This window comes from Bacteroides sp. AM16-13, assembly GCF_003602705.1.
GTDB lineage: Bacteria > Bacteroidota > Bacteroidia > Bacteroidales > Bacteroidaceae > Bacteroides > Bacteroides xylanisolvens.
The window spans coordinates 48,944-71,690 of record NZ_QTLK01000026.1; the positions used below are offsets into that span (position 1 = coordinate 48,944).

Genomic DNA, 22,747 nt, shown 5'->3' on the forward strand with positions numbered 1-22,747 from the left:
AACCATGAAAAAGTATCCGAAAATCGGGATTCGTCCCACAATCGATGGTCGCCAGGGTGGCGTTCGCGAAAGCCTTGAAGAGAAAACAATGAATTTGGCAAAAGCAGTAGCCGAGTTAATCAGCAGCAACCTGAAAAACGGTGATGGCAGTCCGGTGGAATGTGTTATAGCCGATAGCACGATCGGACGCGTAGCCGAAAGTGCCGCTTGTGCGGAAAAGTTTGAAAGAGAAGGGGTCGGTTCTACCATTACTGTTACTTCCTGCTGGTGCTACGGTGCAGAAACAATGGATATGAATCCACATTATCCGAAAGCTGTCTGGGGATTCAACGGCACAGAACGTCCGGGAGCTGTATACCTTGCTGCCGTACTTGCCGGACACGCACAAAAAGGCCTTCCCGCATTCGGTATCTACGGACGCGACGTTCAAGATTTGGACGACAACACAATCCCTGAAGATGTATCGGAAAAGATTCTTCGCTTTGCACGTGCTGCACAGGCAGTAGCTACGATGAGAGGCAAATCTTACCTATCAATGGGTAGTGTATCTATGGGTATCGCCGGTTCTATCGTTAATCCTGATTTCTTCCAAGAGTATTTGGGAATGCGTAATGAGTCAATAGACCTCACAGAAATCATCCGTCGAATGGACGAAGGCATCTATGACCACGAAGAATACGCCAAAGCCATGGCCTGGACTGAAAAAAATTGCAAGACAAACGAAGGTGAAGACTTCAAGAACCGTCCTGAAAAACGTAAAACCCGTGAACAGAAAGATGCTGATTGGGAATTCATTGTAAAGATGACGATTATCATGCGCGACTTGATGACCGGAAATCCCAAATTGAAAGAAATGGGATTCAAGGAAGAAGCCTTGGGACACAATGCCATTGCAGCCGGTTTCCAAGGACAACGCCAATGGACAGACTTCTATCCTAACGGTGACTATCCGGAAGCTCTGCTCAATACTTCTTTTGACTGGAACGGTATTCGTGAAGCATTTGTCGTAGCTACCGAGAACGATGCCTGCAACGGCGTAGCTATGCTGTTCGGACATTTATTGACCAACCGCGCCCAAATATTCTCTGACGTACGTACTTACTGGAGTCCTGAAGCCGTGAAACGTGTAACCGGCAAAGAATTGAGCGGATTGGCAGCAAATGGTATCATTCATCTTATCAATTCCGGCGCAACAACTCTCGACGGTTCCGGCCAATCATTAGACGCGGCAGGCAATCCGGTTATGAAAGAACCATGGAACCTGACAGACGCTGATGTAGAAAACTGCCTGAAAGCAACTACCTGGTATCCGGCAGACCGTGACTACTTCCGTGGCGGCGGTTTCTCTTCCAACTTCCTGTCAAAAGGTGGCATGCCCGTAACCATGATGCGCCTCAACCTGATTAAAGGCTTAGGCCCTGTCCTGCAAATCGCAGAAGGATGGACAGTAGAAATAGACCCGGAAATCCACCAGAAACTCAATATGCGTACAGATCCGACATGGCCTACCACCTGGTTTGTACCGCGTCTGTGTGAAAAACCTGCTTTCAAAGATGTATATTCAGTAATGAATAACTGGGGAGCCAATCATGGAGCCATCAGCTATGGACACATCGGTCAGGACTTAATCACTCTTGCTTCCATGCTCCGCATCCCGGTATGCATGCACAATGTAGAAGACAACGAAATATTCCGTCCGGCAGCTTGGAACGCCTTCGGCATGGATAAGGAAGGAGCGGATTACAGAGCTTGTACCACTTACGGTCCTATCTACAAATAATTTTAATTCAGACAAAAGAACATAAGGACAAAAGATAAAACAACTTCAATAAATAGCTATAAATAATTCTATTAGCGCAGACCTTATGTTCTTTTGTTCTTATGTCTAAATAAAAGCAATTTCGACTCACTTAATTCTAATTTTTTTATCTTTGCAATTATGATTACCAACGAACATATCGAACAGTTCATCGAACAAGCACACCGTTACGGAGATGCAAAGTTAATGCTTTGCAGCAGCGGTAACCTTTCCTGGAGAATCGGCGAAGAAGCATTGATTTCCGGTACGGGTTCCTGGGTTCCCACACTTGGCAAAGAGAAAGTATCTATCTGCCATATTGCCAACGGCACTCCTACCAATGGTGTAAAACCTTCTATGGAAAGTACATTCCATTTAGGGATTCTCCGCGAACGTCCGGACGTCAATGTTGTTCTCCACTTTCAATCGAAATATGCCACGGCTGTCTCCTGCATGAAGAACAAACCGACAAACTTCAATGTAACAGCAGAAATTCCCGGTCATGTAGGTTCGGAAATACCTGTGATTCCGTATTATCGTCCCGGCTCACCGGAACTGGCAAAAGCCGTGGTAGAAGCCATGCTAAAGCATAACTCGGTTTTACTGACCAACCACGGGCAAGTGGTATGCGGAAAAGACTTCGATCAAGTATACGAACGGGCTACCTTCTTTGAAATGGCTTGCCGCATCATCGTTCAATCCGGCGGTGATTATTCAGTACTCACACCGGCAGAAATTGAAGACCTGGAAATCTACGTATTAGGAAAGAAAACCAACTAATATCCGGGCAATATACCATGAAAGATACCATCAAACACACTTATTTAGCAGCAGACTTCGGAGGCGGAAGTGGACGGATTATCGCCGGCTTCCTTCACCATGGCAAACTGGAGTTGGAAGAGGTATACCGTTTCTCCAATCGACAGGTCAAACTAGGAAATCATATCTACTGGGATTTCCCGGCCCTGTTCGAAGATATGAAAACCGGACTGAAACTGGCTGCACAAAAAGGATATGCCGTAAAAAGTATTGGTATTGACACCTGGGGAGTGGATTTCGGACTGATTGACAAACATGGAAACCTGTTAGGAAATCCAGTCTGTTATCGGGATGCAAGAACAGAAGGAATACCGGAAGAAGTATTCAAGCTATTGGATGAACGCCAACACTATGCCGACACCGGTATTCAGGTGATGGCTATCAATACGCTGTTTCAACTTTACAGCATGAAACAGCATCAAGATGCACAGTTGAAAGTTGCCCGGCAACTGTTATTCATGCCCGACCTCTTCAGCTATTTCCTGACAGGAGTAGCCAATAATGAATATTGCATTGCCTCCACCTCCGAATTACTCGATGCCCAATCGCGGAACTGGTCAGTGGATACCATACGCGCCTTAGGTATTCCCGAACATCTGTTCGGTGAGATTATTCTCCCCGGAACAATCAGGGGTACTCTGAAAGAGGATATTGCCCGCGAAACAGGACTGGGTACCGTAGACGTTATTGCTGTCGGCTCACACGACACAGCCAGTGCCGTCGCCGCTGTTCCTGCCGTAGAAAGTCCTATCGCTTTCCTTAGTTCCGGCACTTGGTCACTACTGGGAGTGGAAGTGGATGAACCCATATTGACGGAAGAAGCAAGAAAAGCTCAATTCACCAATGAAGGAGGCGTAGACGGCAAAATCCGTTTCCTACAGAATATAACAGGACTATGGATTTTGCAACGCTTGATGAGTGAATGGAAAGCATGTGGCGAAGAACAAAATTATGATATAATCATCCCGCAAGCTGCCGAAGCACAGATTGCGACCATTATCCCTGTGGATGACGCAACATTCATGAATCCGGAAAATATGGAAAACGCTCTTATTCATTATTGTCGGCATCATGCTTTGCAAGTGCCGAAAAACAAAGCAGAAACCGTGCGATGTGTACTCCAGTCATTAGCTTTCAAATATCGGCAGGCGGTGGAACAGCTCAACCGTTGTCTCCCCTCTCCGATCCGTCAGCTAAACATCATCGGCGGAGGATCACAAAACCAATTACTCAACCAACTGACAGCTGACGAACTCGGTATTCCCGTTTATGCAGGTCCGGTAGAAGCTACTGCAATGGGAAACATTCTGACACAGGCTATGGCAAAAGGAGAAATAGCCGATCTCCGTGAATTGAGAGAGATTGTAACTCGTAGCGTTACCCCACAAGTATATTACCCTAAAAAATAAAAGTATATGGAAACACCCAAAACCGGTTATCAGGTTCAATCTTATGACGTTCCCGTCAAACGATATTGCCAAACCCTCGATTTACGCGATTCTCCGGAACTGATCGCTGAATATCGGAAAAGACATAGCCAGGCGGAAGCATGGCCCGAAATCCTAGCCGGGATCCGGGAAGTCGGTATTCTGGAAATGGAAATTTATATCTTGGGAACACGACTGTTTATGATTGTCGAAACTCCCCTTGATTTTGACTGGGACACAGCAATGGAACGCCTGAACACGCTTCCCCGCCAACAGGAGTGGGAAGAATATATGGCCATCTTCCAACAAGCCGCTCCCGGAATGAGTTCCGCAGAGAAATGGAAACCGATGGAGAGAATGTTCCATTTGTATAACACTTAAAAAATACCAGAAACAACCATGAAACACCCCAAACAGTCCATCCTCTCGAAAGATGGCATCAGTTATCTTATACCTTTTGTTCTCATTACCTCATGTTTTGCATTATGGGGATTTGCCAATGATATTACCAATCCGATGGTAAAGGCATTCTCCAAGATTTTCCGGATGAGTGCTACCGACGGAGCATTGGTACAGGTTGCCTTCTATGGAGGGTACTTTGCAATGGCTTTCCCGGCTGCCATATTCATCCGCAAATATTCCTACAAAGCCGGTGTTTTGTTAGGACTGGGAATGTATGCTTTCGGAGCATTTTTATTCTTCCCCGCCAAAATGACGGGAGAATATTATCCGTTTTTGATTGCCTATTTCATCCTGACCTGCGGATTGTCCTTCCTCGAGACAAGCTGTAACCCGTATATTCTTTCTATGGGAACGGAAGAAACAGCTACCCGGCGTTTGAACCTTGCACAGTCTTTCAATCCGATGGGGTCACTTCTCGGAATGTATGTAGCCATGCAATTCATTCAAGCGAAATTGCATCCGATGTGTACTGAAGACCGCGCATTGCTTAACGACAGTGAATTTCAGGCGATCAAAGAAAGCGACCTTAGTGTTCTGATTGCTCCTTATCTTATCATCGGACTGGTTATCGTAGCGATGTTGCTTCTGATACGATTCGTCAAGATGCCGAAAAACGGAGATCAGAATCATAGAATAGATTTCTTTCCTACACTGAAACGCATTTTTACCCAAACACGTTATCGTGAAGGGGTAATTGCTCAATTCTTCTATGTAGGCGCGCAAATTATGTGCTGGACATTTATCATTCAGTATGGAACCCGTTTATTCATGTCGCAAGGTATGGACGAGAAAAGTGCGGAAGTGTTATCACAGCAATATAATATTGTGGCAATGGTGATATTCTGTATCAGCCGTTTCATCTGTACATTCATTCTGCGCTATCTCAATGCAGGCAAATTATTGATGATTCTCGCTATCTTCGGAGGTGTTTTCACTCTAGGAACTATCTTCCTCCAGAATATCTTCGGACTTTACTGTCTAGTAGCAGTTTCCGCCTGTATGTCACTAATGTTCCCCACCATCTACGGTATTGCCTTGAAAGGCATGGGAGATGATGCTAAGTTTGGAGCTGCAGGCCTTATTATGGCTATCTTGGGAGGCTCTGTTCTTCCACCGCTACAGGCAAGTATCATTGACCTGAAACAAATAGCCTGGTTGCCGGCTGTCAATGTTTCATTCATTCTACCCTTCATCTGCTTCCTTGTAATCATCGGTTATGGTTACCGTACAGTGAAAAGAAACTGGTAAAAAACAAACTTAAAAATAGTGACGCTATCCCATCATGATACCGTCACCATCCCACCCATATAGTGACGGTATCCGCAGCGGATAGCGTCACTATTTTTATTTATCTTTTTTTCATAAACAATTCCCATTTTCTTCGCGTCTTAATTTTATTTGCCTACATTTGCCATTCGATTTCCAATAATTTGTTAACTCAATGACCACAAGCCAAGACAACATATTACTAGCAAAACAATTCGGAATGATATTCACAGAGTATTATTCGGTAGTAAAATATTTCGCTTTTATGTTGCTTAAATCCGAAGAAGACGCAGAAGATATTGCTCAAGACGTTTTCACGAAATTATGGACCCAGCCCGAAATATGGACAAAAGTACCCAATTTAAAACCCTATGTCTATACTCTTACCAAAAGCACGACCCTCAATTTTATCAAACACAAAAAGATAGAATTAGCCTATCAGGAGAAAGTGATAGAAAAAAGCCTTATTGAGGAACTTTCTCAAACAGAAGATCCTCTCAATGCCATATACTATAAAGAAGTTAAACTTATCATCCAATTAACCCTCGACCGTCTTCCCGAACAACGCAGAAAGATTTTTGAGATGAGCCGTTTCGAAAATATGAGCAATAACGAAATCGCTGAAAAGCTGAACATTTCAGTCCGAACAGTAGAGCATCATATCTATTTAACTCTACTTGAAATGAAAAAAATATCTTTTTTGTTTTTTTTCGCACTTTTCCTTAAGTAGTCTGTCTTAGTTAATTGAGGTATTAATGTAACAGATCTAATTAATATCTCAAAATGAAGAATTATTTTCAGAAAATACTAGCCTTATTTACCGGAAATGACTATCCGGGATCTACCCGACAGGAATTCTACAAATGGTTGGTAGACGAAGAACATGTTTCCGAAAAGGATGAAGCATTACAAACTCTGTGGGAAGAAGGATACAAATCAGGAACAGCTCCTAACTTGCATCAATCATACGAGCTATTAAGAAGAAATGCAGGCATTCCTTCCGTACGAGAAGAACGGAGAATCCGCCCGATCCATATCTGGCAAATAGCCGCTGCCGTATTCTTTATAGTAGCAGCTTCTTCCATCTATCTTTCTACCATAGGAAAAAAGGTGGAACCCAATTTATTGCAGCAATATATTCCGACAGCAGAGGTACATACTCTCACCTTGCCTGACGGAACCAAAGTACAACTGAACTCACAAAGCACCCTTTTATATCCACAGGAATTTACTGGTAAAGACCGTAGCGTATTTCTGATTGGTGAAGCCAATTTCAAAGTGAAACCGAACAAGAAGCATCCGTTTATCGTCAAGTCGAACGATTTTCAGGTAACAGCACTCGGAACGGAATTTAACGTAGCTGCATACCCCGAGAATCCGATCATAGCGGCAACCTTGATTTCAGGAAGTGTACTCGTTGAATATAATGATTTGAATTCTCAAATGATTCTGAAACCAAACGAGCAATTGGCCTATCATAAACACACCCGACAATACCATCTGGACACTCCCGATATGAATGACATCACAGCCTGGCAACGTGGCGAACTGGTATTCAGAGAAATGAATGTAAAAGAGATTATAACTATATTAGAACGTAAATATCCATATACCTTTGAGTATCGCCTGAAGAATCTGAAAGAAGATAAATACAGCTTCCGTTTTAAAGATAAAGCACCGCTGTCCGAAGTTATGGATGTAATAGTAAATGTAGTAGGTCAGATGGATTATAAAATACAAGGTGACTGCTGCTATTTAATCCCCAAATAGAAAAATATCCTGATAACAGGAAAAGAACAGATAACAATATTACTCATTTAGTTAACCTTATACGCCCATGCAAAAAAGTATCCGGAACAGAGGGCGAACTCTATCCCGGATATGAAATCAAATTTCTCAATATTAGAGTTCTACTCTATTAATCACCGTGAAATAATTTAGTTTATAACCTAATACTAAGAAAATGCTACAAATTTATGAATTTATAGTAGACCATACAGCAAAGGGAAGAAGTTTTTTACTTTTTTTCTGCTTGTTGCTCATTACAACAAGCTCCTTTGCGCAAACAGATGCCTCAATCACCATTCAAAAGAAAAATATATCTGTCATTGAAGCACTTAAAGAAGTAGAAAAACAATCCGGCCTATCTGTAGGTTACAACGACTCCCAATTAAAGAACAAGCCTGTATTAAATCTTGATCTTAGAGCTGTAACAGTAGAGAACGCCCTTACACAAATTCTCAAAGACAGTGGATTCACTTATGAGTTCAAAGGGAAATATATAATGATTGTTCCTGACAAAAAAACAGAAGTAAATCCAATTAAGAATGTGACTGGAAAAGTTGTTGATGAGAATAATGAACCTCTAATTGGAGTTAATATCAAAGTGGAAGGAAACTCCGAAGGAGCTATCACCGACATAGATGGCAATTTCACAATCGTGGTCCGCCAAGGTAATATATTAAGCTTTACCTATGTGGGATATACGTCCAAAACTGTGAGAATAACAGATAAAAACATCTATGCAGTAAAATTAGTAAGCGACACGAAACAACTCAACGAAGTAGTCGTGACTGCCCTCGGTATCAAGCGCGAGCAGAAAGCTTTGAGCTACAATGTGCAACAGGTGAAATCGGATCAACTGACAGAAATTAAAGACGCTAACTTCATCAACAGCCTGAATGGCAAAGTGGCAGGTGTCAATATCAACAGCAGTTCTTCCGGTGTAGGTGGAGCCAGCAAAGTGATAATGCGCGGTACGAAGTCTATTGAGCAATCCAGCAATGCCCTGTATGTGATTGACGGCATCCCGATGTTTAATTTCGGTGGTGGCGGCGGTACGGAAAACGGTTCCCAGGGAGTTACCGAAAGCATTGCCGACATCAACCCGGACGATATTGAAAGCATCTCGGTCTTGACAGGAGCGGCAGCCGCCGCACTATACGGAAGTAACGCTGCCAACGGAGCTATCGTCATCAACACGAAACGGGGTAAAGTAGGCAAAATGCAGGTTTCTGTATCTAGTAACACTGATTTTTCTAAGCCATTTGTGATGCCGCGCTTTCAGAACCGTTATGGTACAGGCAGTAAAGGAAAATCGGACGGTTCTTCTACAAATTTGAGTTGGGGACCGTTACTGAACGATGCATCCCGCAGGGGGTACGAACCACGTGACTTTTTCGACACAGGAATGACTTATACCAATTCCGTCACCTTATCGACAGGTACAGAAAAGAACCAGACCTTCTTTTCCGCAGCCGCAGTAAACTCGGAGGGGATTGTACCGAATAACCGCTACAACCGTTTTAATTTTACTTTCCGTAATACTACTTCATTCCTGAATGATAAACTGAAACTAGACATCGGAGCGAGCTATATTATTCAGAATGATCGCAACATGACTAATCAAGGCGCTTACTCAAACCCGATAGTTCCTGTTTACCTGTTTCCGCGTGGAGACGATTTCAACTTGATAAAAGTATTCGAACGTTGGGACCCGGCCCGCAAGATCAAGACCATGTACTGGCCACAAGGCGAAGGAGACCTGCGTATGCAAAACCCTTATTGGATAGCATATCGTAATCTACGGACCAACAATAAGAAGCGTTACATGCTGTCCGCCTCGTTAAGCTACGACATCACGGACTGGCTGAACGTCTCGGGACGTGTCCGGGTAGATAACTCCAATACCAAATATGAGCAAAAGCTGTACGCCAGTTCGAATACTACTCTCACTGAAGGTAGTACCCAAGGATTCTACGCCATTGCCAAGCCGGATGAATCACAAGTGTACGCCGATGTACTGGCAAACATCAATAAACGCTTTGGGGACTACTCACTTGTAGTGAATGTCGGAGCGAGCATCGTGGATAATAAGTATGACGAACTTAGTTATCGCGGACCGATACGTGCCAATGGTATTCCTAATGTGTTTAATGTCTTCGATCTCGACAATACGCAAAAGAAAGCTCGTCAGGATGAATGGGAGGAACAAACTCAATCCATTTTCGCGAGTGCGGAACTGGGCTGGAAAAGTATGCTTTACCTTACTTTGACCGGACGTAATGACTGGGCATCACAACTGGCAAACTCATCTTCCACCTGTTTCTTTTATCCGTCAGTGGGACTTTCGGCGATCATCTCCGAAATGGTAAAACTACCTTCTGCAATCGATTACCTGAAAATACGCGGTTCATTCAGTTCCGTCGGTATGCCCTACCCACGTAACCTGACTTCACCTACCTTTGAGTACGATGAAACGACACAGACGTGGAAACCCAAAACGCATTATCCTATCGGCGACCTCAAGCCAGAGCGAACCAATTCATGGGAATTAGGACTGGACATGCGTCTCTTCAAGGACTTCAACCTTGGCGTGTCATGGTATCTGGCTAACACGTTCAACCAGACCTTCGACCCGAAAATTTCCGTATCTTCGGGATATACTACCATTTACTTGCAAACAGGTTATGTACGTAACCAAGGAGTCGAGCTCTCTCTTGGTTATGGACACACATGGAAAAAAGACTTCCGCTGGCAAACGAACTTTACGCTTAGCCACAATAAAAACAAAATTATCGAACTGGTAAAGGATTACATACACCCGGAAACAGGTGAGCCTATCAATAAAGACCGGTTGGACGTAGGCGGACTTGGAAAGGCACGGTTCATCCTGAAAACGGGAGGGTCACTCGGTGACCTCTACACTCAAGCCGACCTAAAACGGGATGATAACGGAATGGTGGAAATTTCCCCTGCAGGCGCATTGATAACAGTCAATAATCAACCTGATATCAAGTTGGGAAGCGTCTTCCCCAAGTGTAATCTGGCATGGAGCAATCAATTCTCATGGAAAGGATTTAATGTCAGTGCTCTGTTGACCGCACGTATTGGCGGTATTGTTTATTCTGCCACAGCAGCAGCCATGGATCAATACGGTGTGTCCGAAAGCTCGGCGATTGCCCGGGACAACGGTGGCGTATTGATAAACGGACGTAACAGGGTGGATGCACAGACATGGTTCACCGCCATTGGTTCCCAGCTGGGATTGCCACAATATTATACCTACAGCGCCACCAACGTACGCCTACAGGAAGCAGCTATAGGATATACCCTCCCCCGCAAATGGTTACATGATGTATGTGACATACAGGTGTCCGTTGTAGGACGCAACCTCTGTATGATATATAACAAAGCTCCCTTCGACCCTGAAGCGGTTGCCACAACCGGCAATTATTATCAAGGAATCGACTACTTTATGCTACCGAGTACACGCAATATCGGTTTTAACGTGAAAATAAACTTTTAACGGATAAAAAACAGCTATAATGAAACATACTACATCTATTATAAAGTTGTTCTCACTTGCACTATTTGTTCTTGTCGGAACTGCGTGTATAGACAACTTTGACAAAATAAACCAGAAGGACTATCAGGTGGACAAGGAAGAGTTGGGCCGTGAAGGATACAATGTTGGTGCCAGTCTCAAAGGATTACAGGGATTGGTTATTCCTACGGAGGAGCATCTTTACCAATTTGTCGAAGCACTTGCCGCCGGAGCTTTCTCCGGATATATCGGCTGTACTGTGGAGTGGACAGCCAAATTTGAGACATACAATCCGCCAACAGACTGGCAGGAAGCGCCTTTCTCTGATCTTATCACACGTACTTACCCGTTCTATCGTGACTTGCTCGACGAAACAGAAGATCCGGTCGCATTAGCATTAGGAAAACTACTGCGTGTTACCATCATGCACCGGGTGACAGACATGTATGGGCCTATTCCCTATTCCAAAATCATTTCTAAAACCGGTGAGGTTTCCCTTACTGTACCATACGATTCACAGGAAGAGGTATACAAGCAAATGTTTAAGGAGTTAGACGAAGTGAGTGATGTGCTTAAAGAGAATCTTAATTTAAGTACAGAAGCCTTCCGCAAATTTGATGATGTCTATCAGGGGGATCTCTCCAAATGGCTCAAATTCACAAATTCGCTCAAACTACGTATGGCAATGCGTTTGACATACGTACCGGAGATGAAAGAGGAAGCCCGGCGAATAGCCGAAGAAGCCGTTACCGCTGGCGTCATTACCCAAAATGCAGACAACGCTTTCTTGAAAGTAGAGGAAAACCGTGCAGCAATGGTGTTCAACAACTGGAATGACCAGCGTGTGGGCGGTGATATCATCTCATATATGAACGGTTATAAAGACCCGAGACGGGAGAAAATGTTTACCACAGTAAAGGTTACTGACCAGGAAACATGGATGGAAGTGGATGGATATGCCGGAATACGCATCGGTATTGATGTGCGCACTAAAGATGAAATGATAGGAGCATACAGTAAGCCGATCATCACGAGCACCAGCCCCTATATGTGGATGAACGCTGCAGAGATCACTTTCTTACGTGCCGAGGGTGCTTTATGGGGATGGAATATGGGAGGTGAAGCCAAAGATTTGTATAACCAAGCCATAGCTCTCTCTTTTGAACAATACGGAGTGACGGGTGCAGATACATATACCGCAAATACAACCGATATGCCACAGGCATATGACGACCCCCAATATGAATATACAGATTATGAAGGCCCGCGCAGTACTATCACCATAGCATGGGAAGAAGGGGATAATTATTTTGAGCGGAACCTTGAACGTATCATCACCCAAAAGTGGATTGCTAACTTTCCTTTGGGAGTGGAAGCATGGAGCGAATACCGGCGCACGGGATATCCGCATCTGTTACCCGTAATAAAGAACAAAAGCGGTGGTGCCATTGATACCGATCACATGATACGCCGATTATGGTACCCTCCTATCGAGTACTCCGAAAATCTTTCTAATATAAAGCTAGCAACAGGCATGTTAGGAGGCCCTGACAACGGAGGCACACGGTTGTGGTGGGATAAGAAACCTTATGCCAATCCATGAGAAATGAATGAGTATAATTAATACGAATGAAAAATAAGAAAAAATGAAAGCAATAATATATAACATATTTACCTGCACTCTATTACTCTTTGCGTGCGTTCTGCCTACGGCATGTAGTGACTGGAACGAACCGGAGCCGGTGGATGTGAACATAAATAGTCCCAAAGACCAGAATCCGGAACTTTGGGCAAGCTACATGCAGGTATTGAATACCTACAAGCAAAGTAAGCATTATATAGCTTATACGCGATTTGACAATTCTCCGGAGAAACCTGTAAATGAAGGGAGTTTCCTTCGTTCACTGCCCGACTCACTGGACATTGTTGCCTTATGCAATCCAGGCAATATCAGTGATAATGACCGTGAAGACATTCTTCTATTACGTGAAAAGAGTACCCGGGTAATCTATCTTGTAGATTATGCTGCACAGGCAGCTACCTTTACTGATGCCGCAGCTTTGGGAACTTGGCTTGATAAAGCAGTCACCGCAGCCACAGAATTAAACCTGGATGGTTTTGCCTTTACAGGCGTCCGTCTATATAGCGGGACAGATGCAGAAATGGCAGCCCGTAAAGAGGCCGCACAGCTTATCGTCTCTAAGCTATCCGCAGCAACGGGTGGTGGCAAGTTATTAGTATTTGAAGGTAATCCCGACTTTATAGAGTCTACTGACCTTGAAAAGCTAAACTACATAGTGTTAAATACGGCTGACCTCACTAATGTGAGCGAACTAAATCTAATGATTGCCGGATTACCGGATAGTAATATACTGCCTCGTGAGAAAGTTCTATTATCTGCCCGTATAGGTGACCAAATAGTAGACGAAAAGAATGAAAAACAAAGTGCAGTGCCTCTGATGACAGATCGTGTAGCTGCAATGGGGCCTCTTGGGGGACTTGCCATTAACAACATCGGCAGCGATTATTATAGTGCGAATATGAATTATGAAACCACTCGTACGGCTATTCAACAGATGAATCCGTCGAAATAAAAACGTACGATTATGAAAAAGATATTTATCATATATATTCTGTTCCCGCTCCTGATACTAGCGGTTGGAATGTCAGCTTGCACCGAAGATACTATTTTGGCGGATGCAGGTAAATTGCCGGATGAAACGACAATGGGAAGCATTGGCAGTACGCTGCGTAGCAATTCGTCCTTCTCCGGAAAAGCAGTTATTGAACTGACGAATGACAGTGAAGATGAAATAGTTGTTGATGAAATATTCTATCAGTTAAGCCGTCCAGCGACAAGCGATGTGAAGGTAACGGTCAAATTGGAAACCGAGATGAGTATGGAGTTTGAAGCTGAAATAAAGGCTGATAATGCGAAGATTGAAGCATTTAATGAAAGTATGGTTGCAGCACATTGGAGACAAAAACCCTTGTTAAAATCAGCAGTGTTCCCCAAAGGGAATGTAATCTCGGGCGAAGGCGTGCTGACTATACCTGCCGGAAAAGAGAAGTCATCAAGTATCAAACTTACGCTTTCTACACATAATCTGCCTGCATATTATGATGCTTATGAATTACTCTTTGCCATAGAGCAAACTAATGCGGACGGTGAAACAGAGAAGCAATATCTTAGATACAGAGTCAATGTACGCCAAAAGGCAGGTGAAATAATTTCCGTAGATGGAGGTGATATCGCAACATTGGATACCCGTTTTCTTTCTGTGTTCTATCTCAATACCTCCACTTATCAACCTATACTTGCTGATATTTTTATATATGTGAGAACAAATACTGAAACCCGGGAAGCGGAAGCGTACAGTATGGGGAATATTGTCAACCTGCGGATTGCAACGGTAGGTTATGATAAAGAATCCGGTCGTGCCTTACTAGTATTGAATAATGATCTACGCTATGTATTAGAGAATGCGGCCACTTACATCCGCCCACTTCAGGATCACGAACGCAAAGTGTGTCTGTGCATCGAAGGTGGTGGTAAAGGCTTAGGTTTCTGTAACATGAATGATGCCCAGATAGCAGATTTTACCAAACAAATAAAAGATGTAATAGAATTTTACCAGTTAGATGGTGTGAACCTTTGGGACGAAGGAAGTGGATATAATAAATCGGGAATGCCACCGGTGAATACCACCTCATATCCCAAACTTATCAAAAGTTTGCGTGACGCAATGCCTGGTAAAATGCTAACTTTAGTAGATAAAGACGAGCCTACTGCATCCTTCTATGATCCTGCTTTATGCGAAGGTATAGAAGTGGGAAAATACATTGATTACGCATGGCATGGTTATGTTTCAGAGGAAGAAGAAGTGCAGATTATAGAACCGTGGGAAACCGAACACCCTTACAGCGACTATACTCGTAAACCCATAGCAGGACTGACAGCTGAACGCTATGGAAGCGTAAATATGCCTCTGTATCCTAAGAGTGCAGAGGGAATATTAAATGCCTCAAAGAAAAAGGCGATAATGTGGAAAAAAGAAGAAAATCGAAAAAAGAACAATATTATCGTATTTGGCAGTGATATGATTAGTAATGAACAAAATGAGTATGAGTATCGCATGGAAAATGGATATCTATCTTTTATTGGAGCAATAGCAGAAGATGGTCTAAAGTGGGGTAAAAATCCACGCCCTCCATTCATGGAGAGAGAAGAAAATGGAGAATACAGCTATGGTATATCTGAAACTGCAACAGATGAACATCGACAAAAATTTCATTCAGGATATCGCTATCTTGCCAAAGATTGGTGAGAATCGTGATTGGGATAAATAAAAAGAAAAACATAAAAAGAGAATATTATGAAAACGAAACATATTCATCGAGACATTCCATTATTCGTCTCTTTTGCAGGTTCTGTCATAATCCTACTTCTGTTAGTAGCGGCATGTGACAACAAGGATTATAGTAAAGCGTCTCCTTTTGACAATGCCGTATATATAGATGTGGCAAAAGTGAAAGATGTAGCTAATTTCACATTTAATAATCTCAAACAGACAGGGCAACAAGAGCTTTCTGCTGTGTTGGCATACCCTGCCGAACAAGATATTGATGTTAATTTTCAGGTAGATCCTTCGTTGATAGGTTATTATAACGCGCGTCTCGGCACCAATTATGCAATGCTGGACGCTAAATATTATAAGTTTCCTACACAACATGTCGTCATCCCCAAAGGAGACGTAAACTCGGAAGTCGTAACGATCGGTTTCTCCGACCTCACGGATTTGGACATTGACACTAATTTCCTGCTACCTGTCACTATTCAGCAAGCGTCAGGAGGTATGGGATTATTGAAGGGATCAAAAACTATTTGTTACATAGTACGTCGTTCCAGCGCCATTACTACAGCAGTGAGCCTTTCAAACAACTACTTTGAAGTTCCTGGATTCGAAAAAGACAGCCCTACGGCTGATGTGGTAAATGGGCTAACACAACTAACCTTCGAAGCCATTATCCGGGTAAATAGATTTGATCCTAAAAATGAGATTTCAACTATAATGGGTATAGAGCAATACTGTTTGTTCCGTTTGGGCGATTCAGGATTCCCCAAACAGCAATTGCAGTTTGCCGCCAACGAGATTAAATTCCCCAAGGCAGACGAAGGAAAATTGTTGCAACCAAGCGAATGGTATCATGTAGCCGTGACTTATGACACCGAAGCAAAGACTGCCGCTATCTACGTGGATGGCAAACTGCAGAGTACTATTGAGGACTACGGAACTGGTGAGCCCATTAATTTGGGCAAGCAAACCCGAGGAAAGGACTTTATGTTTAAAATAGGACACTCCTATGGTGAGCCAGAGGATATGACTCGTCAATTAGATGGTGAAATCTGCGAAGTGCGAATATGGAACGTGATACGCTCACAAGAAGAAATTTACAAGAATATGTATGATGTCGATCCTCAAACTACAGGCTTAAAAGCCTATTGGAAGTTTAATGAAGGCAAAGGGGATATAGCGAAAGACTATACAGAAAACGGTAATGATGCAAAAGCATACGCTAAAGCTATTTGGCCGGAAGGCATTGAAGTGACACAGAAAAATAAGGAATAATAACGACCTAAAATTTCAATCTAAAACGCTGCCACATTTTTACTCCTACTTTAAGTTACATAAAAGGGAATACTAAAATGTGACAGCGTTAATAATTAACTCTCTACTATAGAATAATTTAAATTGCCCCTGATGAATTTGCCAAATATGCACAGATTCATTCACTGAAAATATAAAGTCAAAGAGTAGCCATTATCTAAAAAAAAGTCGTAGCTTTGCAATAACCTAAAAATTAAATTGATATGGAACAACAAGACAAATATATACGCTTTGACTGGGCTGTGAAAAGGCTTCTCCGCCAAAAGGCAAATTTCGGCGTACTGGAAGGTTTCTTGACTGTCCTTCTCGGTGAAAACGTGAAAATCATAGAGATATTGGAAAGTGAAAGCAACCAACAAACAATCGATGATAAATTCAACCGGGTAGATATTAAAGCCAGAAATAGTAAGGACGAAATCATTATTGTAGAGATCCAAAATACACGGGAGCTCTATTATCTGGAACGCATCTTGTACGGAGTGGCAAAAGCTATCACTGAACATATTTCTTTAGGAGAACGCTACTATGCGGTGAAAAAAATATACTCTATCAGTATTCTATACTTCGATATCGGTAAGGGAGAAGATTATTTGTATCATGGACAAAACCATTTTATCGGAGTACATACAGGAGACAGACTGGAAGTAACTACTAAAGAAAAAGACGCCATCGTCCATAAGATTCCGGCAGAAATCTTTCCGGAATATTTTCTAATTCGTGTGAATGAATTCGATAAAGTGGCCGTCACTCCATTGGAAGAATGGATTGAATACTTGAAAACTGGTTGCATTCGCCCCGATACAACAGCTCCCGGTCTGGAAGAAGCACGCCGGAAACTTATTTATTACAATATGTCCAAGGAAGAAAGACATGCCTACGACGAGCACCTTAGTGCCATCATGATACAAAATGATGTATTAGATGGAGCAAAACTGGAAGGGCGCATGGAAGGACGTATGGAGGGGCGTATGGAAGGACGCATGGAAGGACGCATGGAAGAACGGCTCGAAATTGCCAGCAATCTGAAATCACAGGGAGTAGACATAACAGCTATCCAAAAGGCTACCGGACTTTCATTGGAAGAAATTCAAAAGTTATAAATAACCAGATATTACACAATAATGCATATAATCTAGAGTCGCATAAGAAAATCATGCGACTCTTTTTTTATCCCCATTGAAGACATTACAATCCGATATTGATAATTCTTCAATCAGAAATAGAAATATCAAATGGAAAAACGGTACACCTCTTTCACTCTTTTGTCACCTCACAACAACACAATCCTAACAAACCATAATTATATGTCACCGTTTATCGCTATAAGAACACCAAACAATAACAAACGATTAGACAACATTCATAACATCATCCACTTGTTACAACTTATCATTATTTTTACTTCGCAGGAATAAATCGTACTTCCTTTCTACCCATATATGAGAAAATATAAAATGGTACTCATCGAGATATTTATTGATAGTACCGAATATGCCACACGTTCTCCCCCACCTGTATTTTCATACAGTATATAAAACATTCAATAAACAAGAAATAGATCTATTATTGTCACTTGGAGGAAATTCACCATTTCCGAAAGAATGATTCAAACTGTTAGAATTCAGACTCTATATATAGACTTCATCAACTATTCCCCCTCAAGATATAAATAATTACGAGTTTATATTTTGAGTTTATGAATGTACAACTATGAGATCATAGTTACAGTGAATTTCCTCTTTTATACCCAACAAAGGAAATTGGTGTATCTCATCTAAGTGGCGCTATTAAAAACAAATTCATATGAAATATTCAATAACAACGTCGCCCCTCGTTCCTGTCATCATGGCTATAACTCTTATTTATCAATTAAACTTTATCCCACTGTTCATTGTAGGAGGATTTTCTATTTATTGTATTTACTTCTATATCATTCTTATACAAAAAGAAAAAAAACTTTCAAAAGGATACACACATAAAAGTATATCCAAATACACTCCCATACAAATCATAGCCAATCAGGAAGAAACAAAAATAGACTCTTTATTCTGTAAAAAGTCTCATAAAAGAAAGTCTGTTAAACCCACTGTACTACTTGCTGACAGCAATATCGATTTCAGATCTTACCTGGAAACGCGTTTATCTGATCATTTTATTGTAAAAAGCTTCGGAAACGGTCTGGAAGCCCTAACATACATAAAGGAAGAATATCCAGACATTGTAGTCTGTGACACCATGCTGCATGGTATGTACGGCAATGAGCTTTCATCAAGATTGAAAACGTCCTGTGAAACATCAATCATTCCCATTATCCTCTACGGCTCATATCTGAATGGAAGACAACGCAATACCAGAGAAACTTCTTTGGCCGATGTCTTTATAAATACACCTTTTCATATAGAAGACTTAAAAATAGAGATGAACGTCCTGATTAAAAACAGCCGTTTTCTCCGAAAATCATTCCTGCAAAAAGTATTCGGAGAACAATTTCTAAAAATAGAAGAGGAGGAGGATACTTTGAGTGAAAAAAATTACATATTTATCAACCTTGTAAAGGATTTCATTCTAAAAAATATAGATCAGGAAAATTTGACTATAGATGAAGTCGCATCCGAATTGTGCATGAGCAGAACCACATTCTTTAATAAATGGAAATCGCTGACAGGAGAAGCACCTAAATATTTTATATACCGGATTCGTATGGAAAAAGCCCGTGAACTGTTGGAGAGTGGAAGATACTCTGTTAATGTGGTTCCGGAAATGATCGGATTGAGGAATCTGAAAAACTTCCGCAACAAATACAAAGAATATTTTGGAATAACGCCCAGTGAATCTATTACGAAAAAACAATAATATACAAAGTTGGCTATTTGCTTAAAGGTCACATTCATCGAAACCTTTGCAACAGCATTCTTGCAAAAAAATATTCTGTTTTTTATTTCCTTGTGCAGTATTTTACAATTACCGGCATTTACCCTATGTACGTACACCTTAATTTTGAAAATTAATAATCTAATTTTAAACAGTATGAAAACTTTAACTGAAATAAAAAAAGTTCGTTGTTTTAATCGCTTAGTTTTATTTGTAGTGGCGTTGGGCCTGATTACCACTTTTACAGCATGTAGCAATGATGATGATTCAGACATTCCCGTATATTCTCTTAAAGATGTGGATGGAAATTATTCCGGTACCATGTTGACAGAGTCTGATCCGCCCGTTAACCCACAAACTAATTCCCCAAAAGAAGAACAGCCGGAAGGAGCCACCGTTACCGCTGAAGTAAAAGACAATCAGGTCATGATTAAAAAACTCCCGGTAGACGATCTCATCAAAAGTATCGTTGGTGAAGAAGCTGCCGGAATTATCATCGAAAATCTGGACGATATCAATTACAACATTCCTTATACCGCTGCCTTTAATGATGACAGTAAAGGCTCTATTCTACTTCAATTAAAACCTGAACCTTTGGAAATAAAATATACTATCCCGACTCAAGCACAAGCAGACGGAGAAGAAGCTCCTCAAATTACGATAAAAGTAACCATAGAAGCGGAAGAAAAGGGCCAATATACATATAAAGACCAAAAGCTTACATTTGAAATCAAAGCAACCAAAGTGGAAGTAGAAGGACAGCCGTTTGAAGACTTCTCGCCTACTACATTCAGTTTCGACATGGCCAAGAAGTGACTAACCGTATAAACTTTCCCAAAGTATTTTCATTATGATGGGAATTATCTCCCAAAAGAGTATGCCGTCACATGATGCGCATGCTCTTTTTTTTATACCTTTGTGAAATAACCAACTATATCAAAATGACTACAACTGAAAACATACGGAAAGAGTTACAAGCATTAGTAGATGCCAAATATAAGGAATTTCACTCTTCCCTCCTTCCAGGAGCGAACAATATTCTCGGTGTACGTATCCCCCAACTGCGAATCATGGCCAAAGAAATTATAAAAAAAGAGGACTGGCGTACGTTTGTAGAGTCAACCGATACGAACTATTATGAAGAAACAATGCTTCAGGGAATGATTATCGGACTGGCAAAAATGGAACTTGAAGAACGAATGAACTATGTAGCGATGTTCATTCCCCGTATAGATAATTGGGCTGTATGCGACATTTTCTGCAGTGAACTGAAAACTGCCGTAAAAAAAGGAAAAGAAACCGTATGGCAATTTATCCAACCTTATCTGAAATCCTCTAAAGAATTTGAAATACGCTTCGGGATTGTGATGCTTTTCCACTATGTGGATGACGAACATATCGATTCGTTACTGGAATATGCCGATTTATTCAATCATGATGCTTATTATGCACGTATGGGTATGGCATGGATGCTATCATTGTGTTTCATCAAATTTCCCCAAAAGACAATGGAATATCTGAAACATAGTACATTGGATAACTGGACTTACAACAAAGCACTGCAAAAAACAATCGAGTCTTTCCGGGTAGACAAGGATACCAAAGATATACTTCGAAATATGAAAAGACGATAAAAACAAAACACGGTGAACATCCCGCTATTAGCATTCCGTTCACCGTGCTTCTTATTCTTTCTATAGATACCACTTCTATCTTCGCACCTATTTATTTTTTATTTGCAATACGGAGAAATACTAATTCCTCCTCACCTTTTTCCTTCTGCTTCTGCGCCTCTGTTGTTTCTGGCGGCTGTAACGCTGCCATCTTTTATAAATCATCCAGCCACTCATCAATGCAACAACGACAAAGATAAGAATAGTTATGCCAACCCCCAAATTATCGCCCTTAATACGCGACCAAATATCAAGAACTTCTTTTGTCTGATCGCCAAAGTCACGAATCATGGCACATCGTTCTACCACTTTGCGATCCGGGTATTGTATCTTATCAATTTGTATGCTGTCTGCACCCGGTCCGAAAAAGTAACTTAAATCGGCATAATAATGGAGGATCGTGTCTGTTTTCTCTTCCAGTATTTCGGGCGTAGCTATGGAACTTACATATCCGCAGAAATCCATATTCCGCAAAGCAATGTCCGGACGGCACATAAAATTGATGAAATAACTGGCTGCTTCCGGATTTCTGGCGTATTTCGGGATTACCCAACCGTCATACCAGATATTGCTCCCTTCCTCGGGAACTTCATAATCCAAGTCCACTCCTACCGCATTTGCCTCTTCAATCGCCCAAATCGCGTCACCGCTCCAAGTCATATTCAGCCAGGCTTTATTCTTCGTCATCATCTCCTTGCCGAAATCCGCCTCCCAACCGGCAATATTCGGTTTCAAGGCTTTCAGGTATTTTTCGGCCAGTTCCATCGCACGTGGAGAATAGTCGTTCATCAGCTCTTCCACTGTCACCGTTCCTTCTTTCAGCTCCTTCGCATGCGCATAGATGACAGCTGTTCCGTAAGCATCACGATAACTATCCTTCATCAGAATTTTTCCGGCGTACTTTTTATTCCAAAGACAATCCCAGGACAGCGCTACCGAATCGGGTACATAAGCCCGGTTATACAGAATTCCAGCCGTTCCCCACATATAACATACAGCATAGCGGCTCGCCTGCTCACCCGGTTGGCTCAATTTATTGATTTGTTCGCGGATAAACGGAGCTACATTATTCATGTAGTTGGGAGAATGTGCAAAATTCGTATCGATGGGCAGCAGCAAATGTTTCTTCAGCATACGCTCGATGATGTATTCCGAAGGACAGACCACATCAAAATCTTCATGCCCCTTTTCAATCTTCGTCAGCATGATCTCGTTGATGTCGAATGTCTGGTAAACGATACGGATATTCTCACCGGTCTGTTCTTTATAATATGCCTGGAAATCCTCGAGTACACCTTCGCCGATGTAATCTGCCCAGTTGTAGATTTTAAGAACCCGCTCACGAGGTTCACCGGAATTATAGCATCCGGTCAAGGTCAGTAAGAGCAGGATTACGGGAATTATTCTTTTCATATTATTTATGTAGTAGCACATTT

Annotated in this window: 16 protein-coding genes and 1 pseudogene; 16 read left to right on the forward strand and 1 reads right to left on the reverse strand. The window is 41.9% G+C overall.

All coding sequences use genetic code 11. The features are described 5' to 3' along the window. Positions 1 to 4: 4 nt before the first annotated feature. From fucI to DW173_RS18830, 16 genes and pseudogenes are all read left to right on the forward strand, one after another. Positions 5 to 1,780: an L-fucose isomerase gene (gene fucI, locus DW173_RS18755; protein ID WP_008640667.1), complete on the forward strand. Its 1,776-nt coding sequence runs from the start codon at positions 5 to 7 to the stop codon at positions 1,778 to 1,780. 159 nt (positions 1,781 to 1,939) lie between these two features. Continuing rightward, positions 1,940 to 2,578, forward strand: a complete 639-nt coding sequence (locus DW173_RS18760) for a class II aldolase/adducin family protein (RefSeq protein ID WP_120144997.1) — start codon at positions 1,940 to 1,942, stop codon at positions 2,576 to 2,578. Positions 2,579 to 2,595: 17 nt separating this feature from the next. After that, positions 2,596 to 4,026: a rhamnulokinase gene (locus DW173_RS18765; RefSeq protein WP_120144988.1), complete on the forward strand. Its 1,431-nt coding sequence runs from the start codon at positions 2,596 to 2,598 to the stop codon at positions 4,024 to 4,026. Between the two features lie 6 nt (positions 4,027 to 4,032). Further along, positions 4,033 to 4,425 (forward strand): L-rhamnose mutarotase, encoded by a 393-nt coding sequence (locus DW173_RS18770; protein WP_004313194.1) that lies wholly within the window; start codon positions 4,033 to 4,035, stop codon positions 4,423 to 4,425. 18 nt (positions 4,426 to 4,443) lie between these two features. Further along, complete coding sequence (gene fucP / locus DW173_RS18775; protein ID WP_049702544.1) at positions 4,444 to 5,754, forward strand: L-fucose:H+ symporter permease; 1,311 nt, start codon at positions 4,444 to 4,446, stop codon at positions 5,752 to 5,754. Positions 5,755 to 5,947: 193 nt separating this feature from the next. After that, positions 5,948 to 6,502 (forward strand): RNA polymerase sigma-70 factor, encoded by a 555-nt coding sequence (locus DW173_RS18780; RefSeq protein WP_049702543.1) that lies wholly within the window; start codon positions 5,948 to 5,950, stop codon positions 6,500 to 6,502. Between the two features lie 53 nt (positions 6,503 to 6,555). Beyond that, entirely contained in the window at positions 6,556 to 7,542 is a 987-nt protein-coding gene (locus tag DW173_RS18785) for a FecR family protein (protein ID WP_049702542.1), read from the forward strand. 193 nt (positions 7,543 to 7,735) lie between these two features. After that, complete coding sequence (locus DW173_RS18790; RefSeq protein WP_117684279.1) at positions 7,736 to 11,080, forward strand: TonB-dependent receptor; 3,345 nt, start codon at positions 7,736 to 7,738, stop codon at positions 11,078 to 11,080. A gap of 19 nt (positions 11,081 to 11,099) precedes the next feature. Next, positions 11,100 to 12,701, forward strand: a complete 1,602-nt coding sequence (locus tag DW173_RS18795) for a RagB/SusD family nutrient uptake outer membrane protein (RefSeq protein WP_049702540.1) — start codon at positions 11,100 to 11,102, stop codon at positions 12,699 to 12,701. 43 nt (positions 12,702 to 12,744) lie between these two features. Further along, positions 12,745 to 13,692, forward strand: coding sequence for a glycoside hydrolase family 18 (locus DW173_RS18800; protein WP_120144989.1), 948 nt, complete (start codon positions 12,745 to 12,747; stop codon positions 13,690 to 13,692). A 12-nt stretch (positions 13,693 to 13,704) separates the two neighbouring features. Next, on the forward strand, positions 13,705 to 15,426 hold the full coding sequence (locus DW173_RS18805; RefSeq protein WP_120144990.1) for a glycosyl hydrolase family 18 protein: 1,722 nt from the start codon (positions 13,705 to 13,707) through the stop codon (positions 15,424 to 15,426). A 48-nt stretch (positions 15,427 to 15,474) separates the two neighbouring features. After that, on the forward strand, positions 15,475 to 16,728 hold the full coding sequence (locus DW173_RS18810) for a DUF1735 and LamG domain-containing protein (protein WP_120144991.1): 1,254 nt from the start codon (positions 15,475 to 15,477) through the stop codon (positions 16,726 to 16,728). A gap of 242 nt (positions 16,729 to 16,970) precedes the next feature. Further along, the gene (locus DW173_RS18815; RefSeq protein WP_118407786.1) at positions 16,971 to 17,867 is read left to right on the forward strand and encodes an Rpn family recombination-promoting nuclease/putative transposase; all 897 of its coding nucleotides are present in this window, start codon (positions 16,971 to 16,973) and stop codon (positions 17,865 to 17,867) included. An 877-nt stretch (positions 17,868 to 18,744) separates the two neighbouring features. Next, positions 18,745 to 19,620: pseudogene (locus tag DW173_RS18820) on the forward strand (helix-turn-helix domain-containing protein); the annotation flags it as partial. A 174-nt stretch (positions 19,621 to 19,794) separates the two neighbouring features. Continuing rightward, complete coding sequence (locus DW173_RS18825) at positions 19,795 to 20,454, forward strand: DUF4840 domain-containing protein (RefSeq protein WP_120144992.1); 660 nt, start codon at positions 19,795 to 19,797, stop codon at positions 20,452 to 20,454. A gap of 125 nt (positions 20,455 to 20,579) precedes the next feature. After that, positions 20,580 to 21,272 carry a DNA alkylation repair protein gene (locus DW173_RS18830; RefSeq protein ID WP_120144993.1) on the forward strand — a complete coding sequence of 231 codons (693 nt, stop codon included), beginning with the start codon at positions 20,580 to 20,582 and terminating at the stop codon, positions 21,270 to 21,272. Between the two features lie 120 nt (positions 21,273 to 21,392). Here the strand turns inward: DW173_RS18830 and DW173_RS18835 are convergent, their stop codons facing one another. Then, on the reverse strand, positions 21,393 to 22,724 hold the full coding sequence (locus tag DW173_RS18835) for an ABC transporter substrate-binding protein (RefSeq protein WP_120144998.1): 1,332 nt from the start codon (positions 22,722 to 22,724) through the stop codon (positions 21,393 to 21,395). Positions 22,725 to 22,747: the final 23 nt, after the last annotated feature.

Excerpts from the sequence above, each read along its gene's own strand:
- fucI (WP_008640667.1), top strand. The coding sequence starts at position 5 with ATGAAAAAGTATCCGAAAATCGGGATTCGTCCCACAATCGATGGTCGC.
- DW173_RS18760 (WP_120144997.1), top strand. The coding sequence starts at position 1,940 with ATGATTACCAACGAACATATCGAACAGTTCATCGAACAAGCACACCGT.
- DW173_RS18765 (WP_120144988.1), top strand. The coding sequence starts at position 2,596 with ATGAAAGATACCATCAAACACACTTATTTAGCAGCAGACTTCGGAGGC.
- DW173_RS18770 (WP_004313194.1), top strand. The coding sequence starts at position 4,033 with ATGGAAACACCCAAAACCGGTTATCAGGTTCAATCTTATGACGTTCCC.
- fucP (WP_049702544.1), top strand. The coding sequence starts at position 4,444 with ATGAAACACCCCAAACAGTCCATCCTCTCGAAAGATGGCATCAGTTAT.
- DW173_RS18780 (WP_049702543.1), top strand. The coding sequence starts at position 5,948 with ATGACCACAAGCCAAGACAACATATTACTAGCAAAACAATTCGGAATG.
- DW173_RS18785 (WP_049702542.1), top strand. The coding sequence starts at position 6,556 with ATGAAGAATTATTTTCAGAAAATACTAGCCTTATTTACCGGAAATGAC.
- DW173_RS18790 (WP_117684279.1), top strand. The coding sequence starts at position 7,736 with ATGCTACAAATTTATGAATTTATAGTAGACCATACAGCAAAGGGAAGA.
- DW173_RS18795 (WP_049702540.1), top strand. The coding sequence starts at position 11,100 with ATGAAACATACTACATCTATTATAAAGTTGTTCTCACTTGCACTATTT.
- DW173_RS18800 (WP_120144989.1), top strand. The coding sequence starts at position 12,745 with ATGAAAGCAATAATATATAACATATTTACCTGCACTCTATTACTCTTT.
- DW173_RS18805 (WP_120144990.1), top strand. The coding sequence starts at position 13,705 with ATGAAAAAGATATTTATCATATATATTCTGTTCCCGCTCCTGATACTA.
- DW173_RS18810 (WP_120144991.1), top strand. The coding sequence starts at position 15,475 with ATGAAAACGAAACATATTCATCGAGACATTCCATTATTCGTCTCTTTT.
- DW173_RS18815 (WP_118407786.1), top strand. The coding sequence starts at position 16,971 with ATGGAACAACAAGACAAATATATACGCTTTGACTGGGCTGTGAAAAGG.
- DW173_RS18825 (WP_120144992.1), top strand. The coding sequence starts at position 19,795 with ATGAAAACTTTAACTGAAATAAAAAAAGTTCGTTGTTTTAATCGCTTA.
- DW173_RS18830 (WP_120144993.1), top strand. The coding sequence starts at position 20,580 with ATGACTACAACTGAAAACATACGGAAAGAGTTACAAGCATTAGTAGAT.
- DW173_RS18835 (WP_120144998.1), bottom strand. The coding sequence starts at position 22,724 with ATGAAAAGAATAATTCCCGTAATCCTGCTCTTACTGACCTTGACCGGA.